The organism is Parabacteroides sp. KHUB-01 (assembly GCF_056640935.1).
Genome location: NZ_CM153256.1, coordinates 3,233,232 through 3,248,618 on the forward strand (window position 1 = coordinate 3,233,232; position 15,387 = coordinate 3,248,618).

General features: G+C 41.2%; 12 protein-coding genes, 1 tRNA gene and 1 pseudogene. 8 read left to right on the forward strand and 6 right to left on the reverse strand.

Annotated features, from left to right (window positions below):
- Window positions 1-27 precede the first annotated feature (27 nt).
- Window positions 28-1,353, forward strand: coding sequence for an RIP metalloprotease RseP (gene rseP, locus ACYIAR_RS13670; protein WP_480330279.1), 1,326 nt, complete (start codon window positions 28-30; stop codon window positions 1,351-1,353).
- A 159-nt stretch (window positions 1,354-1,512) separates the two neighbouring features.
- On the opposite strand, the gene ACYIAR_RS13675 is transcribed toward rseP, so the two are convergent.
- The gene (locus ACYIAR_RS13675; RefSeq protein ID WP_480330281.1) at window positions 1,513-2,211 is read right to left on the reverse strand and encodes a LytR/AlgR family response regulator transcription factor; all 699 of its coding nucleotides are present in this window, start codon (window positions 2,209-2,211) and stop codon (window positions 1,513-1,515) included.
- A 177-nt stretch (window positions 2,212-2,388) separates the two neighbouring features.
- Complete coding sequence (locus ACYIAR_RS13680; RefSeq protein ID WP_480330283.1) at window positions 2,389-3,417, reverse strand: sensor histidine kinase; 1,029 nt, start codon at window positions 3,415-3,417, stop codon at window positions 2,389-2,391.
- Window positions 3,418-3,599: 182 nt separating this feature from the next.
- Between ACYIAR_RS13680 and ACYIAR_RS13685 the strand changes: the two genes are divergently transcribed.
- The 3 genes from ACYIAR_RS13685 (at window position 3,600) to ACYIAR_RS13695 (ending at window position 7,407) form a co-directional block, all read left to right on the forward strand.
- Window positions 3,600-4,046 carry a DUF6515 family protein gene (locus tag ACYIAR_RS13685; protein ID WP_480330285.1) on the forward strand — a complete coding sequence of 149 codons (447 nt, stop codon included), beginning with the start codon at window positions 3,600-3,602 and terminating at the stop codon, window positions 4,044-4,046.
- Window positions 4,047-4,110: 64 nt separating this feature from the next.
- Window positions 4,111-6,876, forward strand: coding sequence for an outer membrane beta-barrel protein (locus ACYIAR_RS13690; RefSeq protein ID WP_480330287.1), 2,766 nt, complete (start codon window positions 4,111-4,113; stop codon window positions 6,874-6,876).
- 213 nt (window positions 6,877-7,089) lie between these two features.
- A complete protein-coding gene (locus ACYIAR_RS13695; protein ID WP_480330289.1) occupies window positions 7,090-7,407 on the forward strand; it encodes a hypothetical protein in 318 nt (105 codons plus the stop codon).
- A gap of 48 nt (window positions 7,408-7,455) precedes the next feature.
- On the opposite strand, the gene ACYIAR_RS13700 is transcribed toward ACYIAR_RS13695, so the two are convergent.
- Window positions 7,456-7,527: transfer RNA gene (locus tag ACYIAR_RS13700), tRNA-Met, on the reverse strand.
- Window positions 7,528-7,678: 151 nt separating this feature from the next.
- Between ACYIAR_RS13700 and ACYIAR_RS13705 the strand changes: the two genes are divergently transcribed.
- The 4 genes from ACYIAR_RS13705 (at window position 7,679) to ACYIAR_RS13720 (ending at window position 11,050) form a co-directional block, all read left to right on the forward strand.
- Window positions 7,679-8,272 (forward strand): TetR/AcrR family transcriptional regulator, encoded by a 594-nt coding sequence (locus tag ACYIAR_RS13705; protein WP_480330291.1) that lies wholly within the window; start codon window positions 7,679-7,681, stop codon window positions 8,270-8,272.
- A 15-nt stretch (window positions 8,273-8,287) separates the two neighbouring features.
- The gene (locus tag ACYIAR_RS13710; RefSeq protein WP_480330293.1) at window positions 8,288-9,232 is read left to right on the forward strand and encodes a 3-oxoacyl-ACP synthase III family protein; all 945 of its coding nucleotides are present in this window, start codon (window positions 8,288-8,290) and stop codon (window positions 9,230-9,232) included.
- A 196-nt stretch (window positions 9,233-9,428) separates the two neighbouring features.
- Window positions 9,429-10,175: a 3-oxoacyl-[acyl-carrier-protein] reductase gene (gene fabG, locus ACYIAR_RS13715; RefSeq protein ID WP_480330295.1), complete on the forward strand. Its 747-nt coding sequence runs from the start codon at window positions 9,429-9,431 to the stop codon at window positions 10,173-10,175.
- 191 nt (window positions 10,176-10,366) lie between these two features.
- Window positions 10,367-11,050 (forward strand): RluA family pseudouridine synthase, encoded by a 684-nt coding sequence (locus ACYIAR_RS13720; RefSeq protein WP_480330297.1) that lies wholly within the window; start codon window positions 10,367-10,369, stop codon window positions 11,048-11,050.
- A gap of 223 nt (window positions 11,051-11,273) precedes the next feature.
- Here the strand turns inward: ACYIAR_RS13720 and ACYIAR_RS13725 are convergent.
- From ACYIAR_RS13725 to xyl3A, 3 genes and pseudogenes are all read right to left on the reverse strand, one after another.
- Window positions 11,274-12,122: pseudogene (locus ACYIAR_RS13725) on the reverse strand (IS3 family transposase); the annotation flags it as partial.
- Entirely contained in the window at window positions 12,107-12,649 is a 543-nt protein-coding gene (locus ACYIAR_RS13730; RefSeq protein WP_480330299.1) for a helix-turn-helix domain-containing protein, read from the reverse strand. The gene ACYIAR_RS13730 and the pseudogene ACYIAR_RS13725, both read right to left, overlap by 16 nt.
- An 82-nt stretch (window positions 12,650-12,731) precedes the next feature.
- Window positions 12,732-15,338, reverse strand: coding sequence for a xylan 1,4-beta-xylosidase (gene xyl3A / locus ACYIAR_RS13735; RefSeq protein WP_480330301.1), 2,607 nt, complete (start codon window positions 15,336-15,338; stop codon window positions 12,732-12,734).
- Between the last annotated feature and the right edge of the window lie 49 nt (window positions 15,339-15,387).

Below are 15,387 nucleotides of genomic sequence, written 5' to 3' on the forward strand. Positions count from 1 at the left end.
TGTAACATTGCAAATATTGATTTTTAGATGGAAACATTTCTTATTAAAGCCCTTCAGCTCATATTGAGTTTGTCTATTTTGGTGATTATACATGAGTTCGGGCATTTTCTTTTCGCACGTCTGTTCAAGGTGCGCGTCGAAAAGTTTTATTTATTCTTTGACCCTTGGTTTTCTCTGTTCAAGTTTAAGCCTAAGAACAGCGATACTGAATATGGCATAGGTTGGCTTCCTTTAGGTGGCTATTGCAAGATTTCAGGAATGATCGATGAAAGTATGGACAAAGAGCAGATGGCTCAGCCGGCACAACCTTATGAATTCCGTTCTAAACCGGCAGGGCAGAGATTGCTTATTATGATAGGCGGTGTTTTATTCAACTTTTTGCTTGCGCTGTTCATCTATTCAATGACTTTATTCTATTGGGGCGATACTTATCTTCCTCTCAAGAATATGAAAATGGGTATGATGTATAGCGAAACATTCAAGGAAGTTGGTTTCCAGGATGGTGATATACTTCTTAAAGCTGATACAACAACCCTTGAGCGCTTTGGAGAAAACACTTTCCGCTCGGTGATGGAGGCTAAGAATGTAACAGTTCTCCGCAATGGTGTTGAAACTGTCATTCCTATGCCGGAAGATATGATGATGCGTGTTTTGCGTGATAAGAAAGGTTTTGCCGGAATGCGTTTCCCAATGATAATAAAGGAAGTTCCGTCTAAGGATTCTCCTGCTGCTTTGGCTGGACTTATGCCGGACGACAGTATTGTCTCTGTTAATGACAGCTCGGCTGTGACATTCGACGAAGTCGCTGTGCAATTATATAACAACAGAGGAAAAGAAGTAAACCTTGGATTCTATCGTAACGGAAAGTGCGATACCTTAACTGTGGCTGTTGATTCTCTTGGTAAGATTGGAGTTAAGGCATATACTCCATACGACCTTTATGAATATAAGAATATCAGCTATGGCTTCTTTGAGTCTTTCCCAGCCGGAATAGCAAAAGGAGTGAATACTCTGAAAGGATATGTGAATGACATGAAATATGTGTTCACAAAAGAGGGTGCTTCAAGTCTTGGTGGATTCGGTGCAATAGGAAATATGTTCCCTTCTGTTTGGGACTGGCAGTCATTCTGGGAAAAGACAGCATGGTTGTCAATCATACTTGCGTTCATGAATATACTTCCGATTCCTGCTCTTGACGGCGGACATGTTCTCTTCCTGCTTTATGAAGTTGTTGCACGCCGCAAACCGAGCGACAAATTCCTGGAGTATGCGCAGATGACAGGTATGTTCATATTGTTGCTATTGCTGCTTTATGCAAATGGTAATGATTTGTTCAGGTTTATTTTTAATTGATGAGTTGACGAGTTGACAAGGTTTTTTATAATAAAGTGAATTTATATTTGTTTGACCTTGTCAATGTTTACATGAATAATAAATATATAATAAAAAGCCCTGTAAGAGTGGAGTTTCATCCAGATCTGCTCTTACAGGACTTTTTGTTACATAAAATATCTATTGATTAGCCGGCAATGATGACAAGATTTTCGAGTAAACTCTTCCAACCGGTATTGTAAAGTTATTGTAAAGAATAATTTGTTTGCTGTTGAAACTCGAAATCCGGTGAACAGGCACAATATAAGATTTATGTACTCTAATAAACTTATCAGTCGGCAACAGCTCTTGAACATTCTTCATGCTCATTTGAGAAAGAACTGGCTTTTGGTCTGTCAAGTAAAACTTTATATAATTATCCATTGACTCAATATAAAGAATATCTGCAAGGCGGATATTTGTGTTTTTATATTCAACCTTAACAGTGATACATTCTTCCGTCATAACAGGATTAACAGCCTGCTTTCGCAAAGTCATAATGTCGCTGGCTTTCTTGATAGCCTTTTCAAATCTTGAGAAAGAGAAAGGTTTATGGAGGAAATCCACGGCGTTCAGCTCAAATCCGTCAATAGCATATTCTGCATAAGCCGTAGTGAATATCAGGAATACATCTTGCGGAAGACTTCTCGCAAGCTCAACACCGTTCACTCCTCCCATTTCTATATCCAGAAAAAGAATATCCGGATGCGTTCTCATTACGCACTCCATTCCAGCCTGAGGATTATTGAATGTTGTCAGCTCTATATTTCCTATTCGTTTACAGAATTGGGCAATAATCTCAAGTGCGATAGGCTCGTCGTCAATAGCTATGCATTTCATATATAAATGTATTATGTTGTTTTTTTAGTTTTGAGCATGAGATGGGTTTATGAGTTGACGAGTTGACAAGGCTACAGGAAACAAGTTAAATTGAAAATTGAAAATTGAAAATTAAAACTATTGACTTATAACTCCCAATAACATCTCAACTTCTCAACTCCTTGACTACTCAACTCCTCACCCCAGCCTAATAGAAAGAAGAACCTTAAAATACCCGTCAGATTCATCTATTTTCAGCGAATGTTTTCCGGGATAAATCAATTCCAGCCTTTTCCTGCAATTACTTATTCCTATGCCTTTAGATTTATTTTCCTGGTTTTGGTTTAAAATAGGGTTTTGTGTCGAAAACAGCAATTCTCCGTTTTTGGCACTTGCGGCAATATATATATCACTAGGCTTTAGAGACGAAACACCATATTTAAGAGCATTCTCAACGAATGTAATCAGTAACATAGGAGCTATTTCCTCACTTGCTGTTTCGTCGTGGTCAAATGAGAAGAATACTTTTGAATGTTCCGGCATCCTGTATTTCTGCAATTCTATATATTGCTCGATATATTCTACCTCAGAGCGGATTGGAATTTTGTCTTTCGAACCGTTCTTATACATATATCTCATAAGACTTATGAACTGGTTGAAGGCAGTTTCTGTGTTTTCCGATTGTGTCAGCACCATTCCATACAAAGTATTCAGCGTGTTGAACAGAAAATGCGGATTGATTTGTGCCTTATATAGAGCCAGCTCAGCCTTTTTCTTCTCGAATTCTATTTCCTGTCTTGCCATTATCTGACGGTGAAGTTCCGTAAGCAGACCAACAGCAAGGCTGAATGTGGTGACAACCATATACAAAAACCATACAGCCTGTTGTTGAAGCTGTATTTTAGGTGCATTTGTAGGAATTCTTATTTTCTTAATCCTCTGATGCGGATATTCCATCTGATAGTGCGTTATCAGATAAGTTCCGGCAACGGCAAGAAGCAGAAACAGAATCGCAAATAATATATATTTGTTCCCTTTGAAAAAGTAAGGCATGGTGAAACGCCTGTTTATCATATATATTAAATATAACCAGCCTATAAGCAGATACACAAATACAGAATTATACACCAGCCATCGTTCGATTGGCAAAAGCATAATCATTGCCGGTAATAGGAACAGGCAGAATACCAGGTCAATGTAGAATGGTAATTTTTTTATTTGAATCATGGTATATATATGGTTTAAACATCTTATCTGTTTGCAAAAATATTGTATTAAATCATATCAGGAAAATAAACTATGTGTTGTTTACCACTGGAACAATGCCGTTCACCACCATTTGCAAATGTTGCTGTTTTATGTAATATTTTCCTCATATACTTTTGCTGAAAAACAAATAAAGTACGGTTATGAGAAATATGTTTTTCCTTTTAATAATGGTGATGACAATGCTTAGCTGCGTGTCTGCACAACCTTTACATTCAGGTGTGAAACAACGTGTGACAATTGTAACAACCAGCAATAACAAACATGGTCATAAAAAGCCTAAGAAAGTTGTGGTTAAGAAAGTTGTAGTTGGAACTAGGGTTAAACATCGTCCGGTAAACAGTGTAGTGATTAATTTTAATAAAGTTCCTTTTTTCTATTCTATGGGGGTGTTCTATAAGAAATGTACCGATAATGAATATGAAGTGGTAAAGCCTCAAAAAGGAATGATCGTTCCCGAACTTCCTGATTATAATGTTGATGAGGTGATAATAAACGGAGAAACTCTTTTCTTGTTTGATGGAACTCTCTACAAACAGATACCAACGTCTGAAGGATTGCAATATGAGGTGACTGGATTTGTGAGTTGAGGAGTTGTCAACTCGTCAACTCAAAATACTGCATTTAGAAACAACAGGGTAAAAAAACAGACTTATGATTAAAAACTTAATATATATAATATTAGCATTCGTGTTCCCTCTGAACATGGCAGCCCAGGTTCTTTCCGGAACTGTATCGGATAAGAGAACAGATGAACCTTTGTTGTCTGCCACAGTAGGAATTTCCGGAGCTGACGGAAAGATGCAATATACAGCAACGGACATGAAAGGAATCTTTGAGTTCAAGAATATCAAATCCGGTGATTATACATTACAGATATCATATGTCGGATATAAAACTTATACAAAGAATATTTCTGTTCCGCAGTCGGGAGCCTCAATAGAAATATTTATGGAAGAGGATGTCCAGAGTATCGGTCAGGTTTCAGTTGAAGCCCGTGCAACCCGTGCCCAGCAGAAAGGCGACAGCCTTGTGTATAATGCCGAAGCATTCAAGGTTATGCAGGGAAGCACTGCCGAAGATTTGCTATCCAAGATGCCCGGCATTGTGGTTGAGGGCGGAACAGTCCAGGCTCAGGGCGAGGATGTAAAGAAAGTTCTTGTTGACGGAAAAGAATTCTTCGATGGCGACGTAAACCTGGCTTTGAAGAATCTGCCATCAGACGTAATTGCTAGCATCGAAGTGTTCGACAAGAAAAGCGAGCAGGCGGAATTCTCAGGTTTCGACGATGGAGAAGAAATAAAGACAATAAATATTGTTACCAAGGCAGGTTATCGCGAGGGAACCTTTGGTGAAGTATATGCCGGCTATGGAACTGACAACCGCTATCGTGCCGGAGGAAATATAAACCTGTTCAACGATGATCGCAGAATTTCCATACTGGGAATGAGCAACAACGTAAACCAGCAGAACTTCTCTCAGGAAGATTTGGCAGGCGTAATGTCTTCATCCCAGGGTGGCGGACGTCGCGGAGGAAGAGGCGGCGGCGGACGTGGTTCCGGTGGTGGCGGCGGCAATTCGGCAAATAACTTTATGGTTGGAAATTTGGGCGGTGTCACTTCAAGCAACGGACTTGGTTTCAATTATGTTGACCAGTGGAGCGATAAACTGAAATTTACCGGAAGCTATTTCTTCAATCAGTCTGTCAACAATAAAGAAACAAATACAGACCGTCAGTATTTCGAATCTGTCCTGCCCGGATTGAGTTATAGCGAATATAACAATTCAAGGATGGAAAACTGGAATCACAGGATAAACATGAAACTGGATTATCAGATCGACAAAAATAACTCCCTGCAGATAAAACCGAATATCAGTTTCCAGAACAATGATATGACAGGTTTTATGCAAGGAATAAACATGAACAATTCCGTTGCCGAAAATGAAATACAGAACACAACCGGTAGCAATACAAATGCATATAACATCGGAACAGATGTAATTTTCCGTCATCGCTTTCCGGTCGAAGGACGCACATTGTCTGTTATGTTCAACGGAAAGGTTTCTGATAAAACCGGAAAGACTTATAATGATTATCTCGATATTCTTTATGGGGCAACAACAACCGAAGATTCATACGGACAATTGAAAGATATCAATGAGAAGCAGTATTCATTGCGAGGAAATGTAATGTTTACGGAAAAACTCTCCGATATATTGCAGTTGCAGACAAGCTATAAAGTTTCATACTCAGACACAGAATCCGACCGTAAAGTATTCTTGCGTTCGCCAGTGAATGATCTTTATGAGCAGCTCGACGAGAATTTGTCAAATGTCTACGAATCCGGCTATCTCACTCAGGCAGGAGCATTGGGCCTTCGCTTGCACAAAGGCGGTTTTAACGTCATGGCGGGAGTTGACTTTCAGTATTCATCTCTTCAGGGAGAACAGCTCTATCCGTCGGATGCAATGATTGGAAAGAAATATTTCACTGTGCTTCCGTCGCTGACAGCAAGATATAAACTGGATCGAACAAACTCATTTATGTTGCGTTATCGCAGCTCTTCTTCTTCTCCTTCAATCACGGATTTGCAGGAAGTTGTCGATAACACCAATCCGCTGTTCCTGTCAAGTGGTAATCCAAACCTGGATCAACAGATAAATCATTCGTTGAACCTCAGATATATAAGGACAACAGCATCGGGACACACTTTCATAGGAATGCTTGGAACAACTTTGCGCACCGGTTATGTTTCAGACAGTACATTCGTCGCTACTGAAAATATAACCCTTCCATCGGGAATATCAATGGACAAAGGCGCGCAATATACTAAGCCCGTCAATATGGATGGATACTACAGCTTGCAGTCAATGATTACATACGGATTTCCGATTGATTTTATCCGCAGCAATGTCAATGTAAGCTTCTCGACCAACTATGCAAATGTTCCGTCAATTTTCAACGGAGTGAAAAACAGGACAAAGGAACTTAACCTTATTCCTAAGATTGTTGTAGGCAGCAATATAAGCCATAATCTTGATTTCACGCTTTCATATTCTGCCACATTGAACAACATTTTCAGTTCGCTCGAAAATTCAAGCTCCAGCAATTATGTGTTTCATTTAGGAGCAGCAAAAATAGGATGGACATTCTGGAAAGGTTTCACATTGCGCAGTTCATTCAGCTATCAGAATTATGCAGGTTTGGATATGGACGATTCGGATTATTTCCTGTGGAACATCTCGCTTGGAAAGAAATTCCTCAAGCGAAATCAGGCAGAAATCAAACTTGAAGCATTCGATGTGCTTTGCCAGAATCAGGCATTTACACATCAGACAGGAAGTAATTATTACGACTATGTCACATCAAACGTGCTTAAGCCTTATTTGATGTTGAGTTTTGTATATACGATAAGGTGAATAGGGGACAAGGTATCAGATACGAGTTGACAAGGTATCAGATACGAGTTGACAAGGCATCAGATACAAGTTGACAAGGTCAAAACACTTATAACGTTACGATTTTATTATCTAAAAATCTTGTCCCCTTGTCAACTCGTCAACTTGTCAACTTCTCCTCTTGTCCCCAATTCCAACGAAACAAATATTAATAATCATTTAAACAGAAAAATCATGAAAAAAGTAGTTTTATTAGCAATTGCAGTCGTTTTAGGTTTCACCACAGCAAGCGCACAGCGCCGTCAGAAACAACAGTTCACACCGGAGCAGCGAGTAGAAAAACAGATGCAGCGACTTGACTCAAAGCTTAATCTCACAGATGAGCAGGAAGAAGAAATCAAGAAACTTTACACTGAATTCTTCAACAGCAAGGTGAATAGGGAAGAAAGAAAGTCTAAAATGGATGAGCTGAACAAAAAAGTAGAATCTCTTCTGACAGACGAGCAGAAAACAACTTTCTCAGAAATGAAAAACAAGAAAAACAATAAGTGAAAGTAAATAAAAAAAGCGTATAGATAAATTCTATACGCTTTTTTGTTGTTGCGGAGGCCTGATTCGAACAGACGACCTTTGGGTTATGAGCCCAACGAGCTACCACTGCTCCACTCCGCGATGTAGTATCAATCATTCCCGATTGCGAGTGCAAAGGTATGAACTTTTTTCAAATCTGCAAATATTTTGCAAGTTTTTTTTGTAACACTTGGTAAATACCAGCTTTTTTCCATATTTTTGTGCGCAAAATGAATAAAATTGTGCAATAGTAATGCCGATGACAGTTTCAAAAACACGTGACATGTTAGTTGATGTGGCCAGACAGTTGTTTGCCCGCATGGGAGTCGATAATATAACAATGAACGATATTGCACAAGCTTCGGGCAAAGGCAGACGTACACTCTATACATATTTCAAGAATAAGAATGAAATATATCTGGCAGTTGTTGAGTCTGAATTGTCACAGTTGCATCGTGTTCTTATGGATGTTTCAGAAAAAACATTGCCAGCCGATGAGAAACTGATAACATTTATATACACCAGACTGGATGCAATCAAGGCTTTGGTGTTCAGGAACGGAACGTTGCGTGCCACTTTTTTCAGAGATATCTGGAGAGTAGAAAAAGTACGTAAGGATTTCGATGTTCTTGAAGTAAAATTGCTTAAAAATATATTGGACGACGGAGTCAAGGAAGGCATCTTTTCCATGCCCGACACCGAGATAACAGCGCTGGTGTTGCATCATGCTTTGAAAGGACTTGAAGTACCATACATCAGAGGCGTGATGGGCGACAGTATAAGTAAAAGAATAAAAAGAAGAGATAATGTAATAAATCTTATCTTTAACGGTATAAAGATAAAGTAATAACTAGAAGACGTAATGTATGTGAACGCAACAGGTTATTATGTACCTGAAGACCGGGTCGATAACCAACATTTTTTAGAATTGAATGGGCTAACCAGTGAATGGATAGAGCAGCGCACGGGAATTCGTACCCGTTCGAAGGCAAAACCGGAGGAGAATATCAACACAATGAGCATGGCTGCCATTAGAAATGCTCTTCCAAAACTGCCGTATGATATAACAGAGGTGGATTTGATTATTTCAGCATCCTATTCACCATATGATACAGTTGCTACTGCAGCTCACAACGCGCAGTACGAGTTTAATATAACAAACGCAAAGGCATTGTATCTTTCATCAGCTTGTTCGTCGTTTATCAACGCTCTTGAAGTTGTAGAAGGATATTTTGCAATGGGTAAGGCTACTAAAGCTCTTATTTTAGGAGCAGACAAAAATTCTGCATATTCAAATGAAACAGACCCGAAAGCCGGACATTTGTGGGGCGACGCAGCCGCTGCTTTCTTTATCTCAAAAGAAAGAGTGACAGACAGCGATGCCGAAGTGCTTGATGTTTACACTCAGGGCTTGGGCTATCTCCCAAAAGCTCCTCAGGCTGTGCATCTTCGTCCTCGCGATGGCGGTATCATGATGCCTGAAGGTCGTGACGTGTTCATGCAGGCTTGCACATATATGCCTAAGAATGTATTATATCTGTTGGAAAAGAACAACTATACATTTGATGATTTGAGCTATTTCATCGGTCACCAGGCAAATATGCGCATTATGTCGAACATCGCCAAGCAGCTTAATTTGCCGGAGGAAAAGTTCCTTCACAACATCGAAGAACTTGGCAACACCGGTTCTGTAAGCTCAGCTTTGGTGTATGCTCAGAATGCTGAAAACTTCAAGAAAGGTGATTTGGTAGCCCTTACAGTTTTTGGTGGAGGCTATTCAACCGGTGCTTGCCTTATCAAATGTTGAGAAACTGAGGCATAAATCCGGAACAGTATAACACAGAAATAAATTTTTAATAAATAAACCAGGTTTCGCAAGAAGGTTTGCAAAACATCAAACACAGAGGCACAAAGCCGCAGAGGTAATATCTCCGTGTTCTCTGTGTCTCTGTGTTTAAATTTGCAACAACCCAACTTGCAAAATCAAGTAAAAAAAGATAATCATGAAACTATTAGAAGGAAAAGTAGCCATTGTTACCGGTGCTGCACGCGGTATTGGTAAGGCAGTAGCTTTGAAGTTCGCTTCTGAAGGAGCAAACGTAGCTTTTACTGATTTGGTAATCGACGAAAACGGTTTGGCAACTCAGGCAGAGCTTGAAGCTTACGGAGTAAAGGCAAAAGGTTATGCTTCAAATGCAGCCAATTTTGAAGATACTCATAACGTAGTGGCTGAAATTCTTAAAGATTTCGGACGTGTGGATATCCTTGTAAACAACGCAGGTATCACAAAAGACGGTTTGATGATGCGTATGAGCGAAGGACAGTGGGATGCAGTGTTGAATGTAAACCTTAAGTCAGCGTTCAACTTTATCCACGCATGTACTCCAATCATGATGAAACAGCGCTCAGGAAGCATTATCAACATGGCTTCTGTTGTTGGTGTTCATGGAAATGCCGGACAGTGCAACTACTCAGCTTCAAAAGCAGGTATGATTGGTTTGGCTAAATCAATCGCTCAGGAATTAGGTTCTCGCGGCATCCGTGCAAACGCTATTGCTCCGGGCTTCATCATCACAGACATGACAGCTGCTTTGTCTGAAGAAGTTCGTGAAGAATGGTGCAAGAAGATTCCTTTGCGCCGTGGCGGTACTCCTGAAGATGTTGCAAACATCGCTACATTCCTGGCTTCTGATATGTCTTCTTACGTATCAGGACAAGTTATCCAGGTTGATGGTGGTATGAATATGTAATAAGTTTTGCAGGTTGTCCCCAACTTGTGTTAAACAGAAAAATCAAACACAGAGGCACAAAGCCACAGAGTTTTTAATAAAGAATCTCTCTGTTCTCTGTGTCTCTGTGTTTAAAAATTCTTGTCAACTTGTTTCTGAAGCCTTGTCAACTTTTAAGTTGAGCTTGCGAAACTTATTAATTTTATAGTTCAATGGACGTAATTTACGAAGACAATCATATAATAGCAGTCAACAAAACTTGCCGCGAAATCGTTCAGGGAGACAAAACGGGAGATAAGCCACTGTCCGAGATAGTGAAGGAATGGCTTAAGGAAAAATATAACAAGCCCGGAAATGTCTTTATCGGAGTTACCCATCGTCTGGACCGTCCGGTGAGTGGAGTTGTCATATTTGCCAAAACAAGCAAGGCACTTTCGCGTCTGAACGAAATGTTTCGTGTTGGAGGCGTAAAGAAAACCTATTGGGCTATTGTGAAGAACCGTCCGCCAAAAGAAGAAGGCGAGCTGGTAAACTGGCTTGTCAGAAACGAAAAGCAAAACAAAAGCTTTGCCTACGACACCGAACGCCCTAATTCCAAGAAAGCCATCCTGCACTATAAGGTCATATCAAAATCTGATAATTATTATCTTTTGGAAATCGACCTTAAAACCGGCCGTCATCATCAAATCCGTTGCCAGTTGGCAAAAATGGGCTGCCCGATTAAAGGCGATTTGAAATATGGCTTCGACCGTTCCAACCGCGACGGCGGCATCAGCCTTCATTCCCGCAGCGCTGATTTCATTCATCCTGTTTCCAAACTTCCAATTCATATAGTGGCGCCAATCCCTGATGATAAGCTGTGGAAGGCGTTGGGTGAGAGTGTAAGCGTTGATTAATAAGAAGTTATAATTTATAAAAATATATACGGACCTAATTGTTCGTGGGACCGTATATATTTGTAATTGGGGTCGGTCCTACGTTTGATTACTTCTATATATATTTTACAATAATTACGGTCTGTATTTTTCATAAAAAAGATGCCGACATTTACATCAAAAACATCGGCATCTTTCTTAAGGAATGATATGACCCCCAAAAGTTGGACGGTTTAACATTATATTAGGAGGCGGACTTCGATTGGAATAGGGCTCGGTATTGTACCGGGCTCTTTCCATTCAGCCTCAGTTTGATCCTGTCATTGTTGTAGTAGCGTATATACTTAACCAGTTCCTTTGAGAACTGTTCAACGCTGTCCCACTCCTGCAAATATAGCAATTCATTCTTCAAAAGTCCGAAGAAGTTCTCCATCATGGCATTGTCCAGGCAGTTGCCCTTACGTGACATGCTTTGTACGATATTTCTGTCTTTCAATGCCTTCTGGTATCTCTGATGCTGATAGTGCCATCCTTGATCAGAGTGTAGTATGAGTCCTTCCGGTATATCAGTTTTCTTGAACGCTTTATCCAGCATCTTCATTGCCATTTCCAGGTCCGGACGATATGATATTGTGTAAGATATTATCTCCCCATTGAACATATCCAGGACAGGAGAAAGATATATCTTCCTGTCCTTTATCTTGACTTCAGTCACGTCAGTTGCCCATTTCTGGTTAGGTGCAGTTGCCGTGAAGTCTCTGTCAATGACATTGGGCGCAACCGTTCCGATCTCACCTTTATATGACTTGTACTTTGCCGTCTTTCGCTTGCCATACAGGTTCATCTCTACCATAAGTTTCTGTACGGTCTTGTGGTTAAGGAGCATACCGTCATTACGCAGCTGGGCAGTTATTCTTCGATAGCCATAACGTCCTCTGTGACGATCATATATCTCTCGGATTGCGGTTCTTGCATCATTGTAGCCGTCAGGTTCTAACATCTTTTTCGTATGGTAGTAGAATGTTGATCTGGCCATCCCTGTCTTCTCCAGAAGAATCTCGAGATCATGCTCCTGCCTTAGTTCTTGGATGGCTTCCGCCCAATCTCTTTGAGACGGGCGTCTCTTGCTTCTACTAAGGCTTTCACTTTTTTTAGCAGAGCATTCTCAGCCCTCAGGCACTCATTCTCGTATCTGAGACGTTCCAGCTCTGTCATTTCTTCCGGTTTCTTTTTCCTTGATCTTCCCATGGCATTCTTTGGTAGGCGGCCTCTTGGCCTGGTGATAGCTAAAGCATCATAACCTTGAGTCCTGGCGACTTTTAGCCATACCTTGATTTGACTGGCACTTGCATTATACTTCAACGAAGCATCCAGCAAAGTTATATTATTTTCTTCAACATCACGAACGACTTCAAGCTTGAAGGCATAATCCGCCCTTACATTTTGCTTTTTCAACAATCCCGTTGGACCTTCTGAACGGTATCGTGTCCATAAATATCCAAGAAGCTCCCCGCTAATCCCAAAGCGGCGCTCAATATAATTTCGGCTAAAGCCATTCTCTAGCATATGCATATATTTTAGCCGTTCTGCATAGCCATGTTTCCTGTATTTTTTAGACATAACAAAACCCCGAAAGTTTTTTGTCTAACTTTCGGGGTGCATGTCAGAACGTCGGCATCTTTTTTATAATATATGCTGACGTTTATTTTATCTCCACAGTCAAAGACTTCAAATCCTTGTCAGCAGAAGATTTACCGTAAAGAATCTGGTATTTGCCATTTCTTACTTCCATAACCTGAGTATCGTCGTTGAATGACCAGAAAGCTTTCGGCTCAAGAGTGAAGCTCAAGCTTTGAGTTTCGCCGGCTTTGATATGAACCCTCTTGAATCCCTGCAATGACTTGATTGGTGCTTCAGGGTCGTTAGGGTTCTTGATATAAATCTGAGCAACTTCGTCGCCATCCAATTTACCAGTGTTGGTAATGTCGAATGTGATGGTTACAGACTGATCTTTTGAAATCTGGTTGGCAGAAAGTTTCGCATTCTTGTAGTCGAAGCTTGTATAACTCAAACCATAACCGAAAGGATACAGAGGCTCTTGAGTGAAATATCTGTATGTGCGGCCTTTCATGCTATAATCTTCGAAGTCCGGTAACTGGTCAGCTGACTTGTAGAAAGTGACAGGAAGTCTTCCGCCAGGGTTGTAATCGCCGAACAGAATATCTGCGACAGCAGTTCCGCCTTCCTGACCGCCATACCAAGCGTTGAGGATTGCGTCAAGATTGTCATTTTCCCAGTTCAAAGCCAGGGCGCTGCCGGTGCAGACAACGTAAACAACCGGCTTGCCTGTTGCTTTCAGAGCTTTCACCATTTCGCGCTGAACTTTCGGAATCTCAATGTTCAGACGGTCGCCTTTCTTGAATCCTTCAGCGTCAACAGGCATTTCTTCGCCTTCGAGACGTGGGGAAATACCGCCGACGAAGATAATCACGTCTGCGTCTTTTACTTTATCTGCTGTGGCTGCATAGTTTACATCTTTACGGACAGCAACAGAGAAATTCAAATCTGCAGAACCTTTTTTCTGCATATATTCTATTTTGACCGGATATTCTTTTCCTTCTTCAGCTTTGAGAATATAAGTTTTTGATGCGCCGTATTCGTTGCCCCAAACTTCTGCAACTTTTTCATCTCCGATGAACAGGCGGAATCCGTCGTTGCCCGAAATTGAGAATTCGACATCTCCGCTTACCGGTGATTTGAATGTTCCTGTAAATCTTGCCGAGAAATCTGTCAGGTTTACGTTTGGAGCAAACTGTGTGTTACCGCCGGTTGTGTAGTGAAGTTCTTTTGCAAGACCTGTATATACCGGAGTGCCGTTGAATTCTGTGTTGTTGTAGAATTCAGATTTCAGACCTTGACCGTTTTCGCTTGTGATGTTGTTTCCCAAATCTTCCATCACGAAGTTGGCGGTGTGGTTACAGCCAAGTTCGTAAACTACTTCGGCATTAGGCATTTTGTTTCTGATTCCTTCAAGAATAGTTGTTGTTTTTGTTGGGAATCCGTTGTAGTTTGCCCAAAGCATAGTTGAATCTGCGGCATTAGGACCGACTACGGCGATTTTCTTAAGATTCTTGCTCAATGGGAGAGTGTTGTTTTTGTTCTTGAGCAGCACCATACTTTGTCTTGCCATGTCCAAAGCTTTTGCCACGTGTTCCTTGCTTTCCACAACGCTGTATGGAATTTTTGAGAAAGGAACTCTTTCGTCCGGGTCGAACATACCGAGTTCGAATCTTCCTTTAAGCAGGCGAGTCAATGAAACATCCAAGTCTTTTTCCTGGATTTTTCCGTCTTCAAGGGCTTTTATTAATGAGCGGTAGCTGCCGCCACACTCAAGGTCTGTGCCGTTCAACACAGCGTCGGCAGAAGCGCTTTCTGCATCAGGGTGAGTTTCGTGTCGTGGAGTATTTTTGTCTTTCTGCCAGAAATCATCTATGGCACCGCAGTCGGAAAGGATAATATCTTCATAGCCCCATCCGTTTCTCAGGATGTCAATCAGAAGTTTGTCGCTGCTGCAGCAAGGTTTTCCTTCAAAACGGTTGTAGGCACACATCACTTCCTGAACATCGGCTTCTTTTACCAAGGCTTCGAAGGCAGGCAGATAGGTTGTCCACAGGTCGCGTGGAGTGGCTTCGGCATTATATTCGTGTCTGTTCCATTCCGGACCGCTGTGAACGGCATAATGTTTTGCACAGGCGTGAGTCTTGAAATATTTCGGGTCATTGCCTTGCAGACCTTTTACAACGGCAACACCCATGCGTGATGTAAGATATGGGTCTTCTCCATAGGTTTCCATACCACGGCCCCAGCGTGGATCGCGGAATATGTTGATATTCGGAGTCCAGAAAGTAAGACCTTTGTATCTGTCGTATTCTTTGTCTTTCTGATATTGGTGGTATTTCGCGCGGGCTTCGTCGCTGATCATATCGAAGCTTTCATACACATCAGAATCGTTGAATGTGGCAGCCAGGGCAATTGCCTGAGGGAAAACAGTTGCTTTTCCTGCGCGCGCAACTCCGTGCAGGGCTTCGTTCCACCAGTCGTATTCCGGAATACCGAGTCTTTCGATTGCCGGTGTCTGGTTCATCATTTGGCCGATTTTTTCTTCCGGTGTCAGTCGGCTGAGCAAATCCTGGACTCTTTCTTCTGTGGAGAGGTCCGGATTTCTAAAAGGATAATCTTGCTTGTTGTTGTCGCAAGATACCATCAGTAGCGCTGTGAAAGCGGCTACGGTTAGATGTTTCATTTTCATATTATTAGACTTTAATTCTTGTTGTTTCTACAATAAGGCTTATTGTATA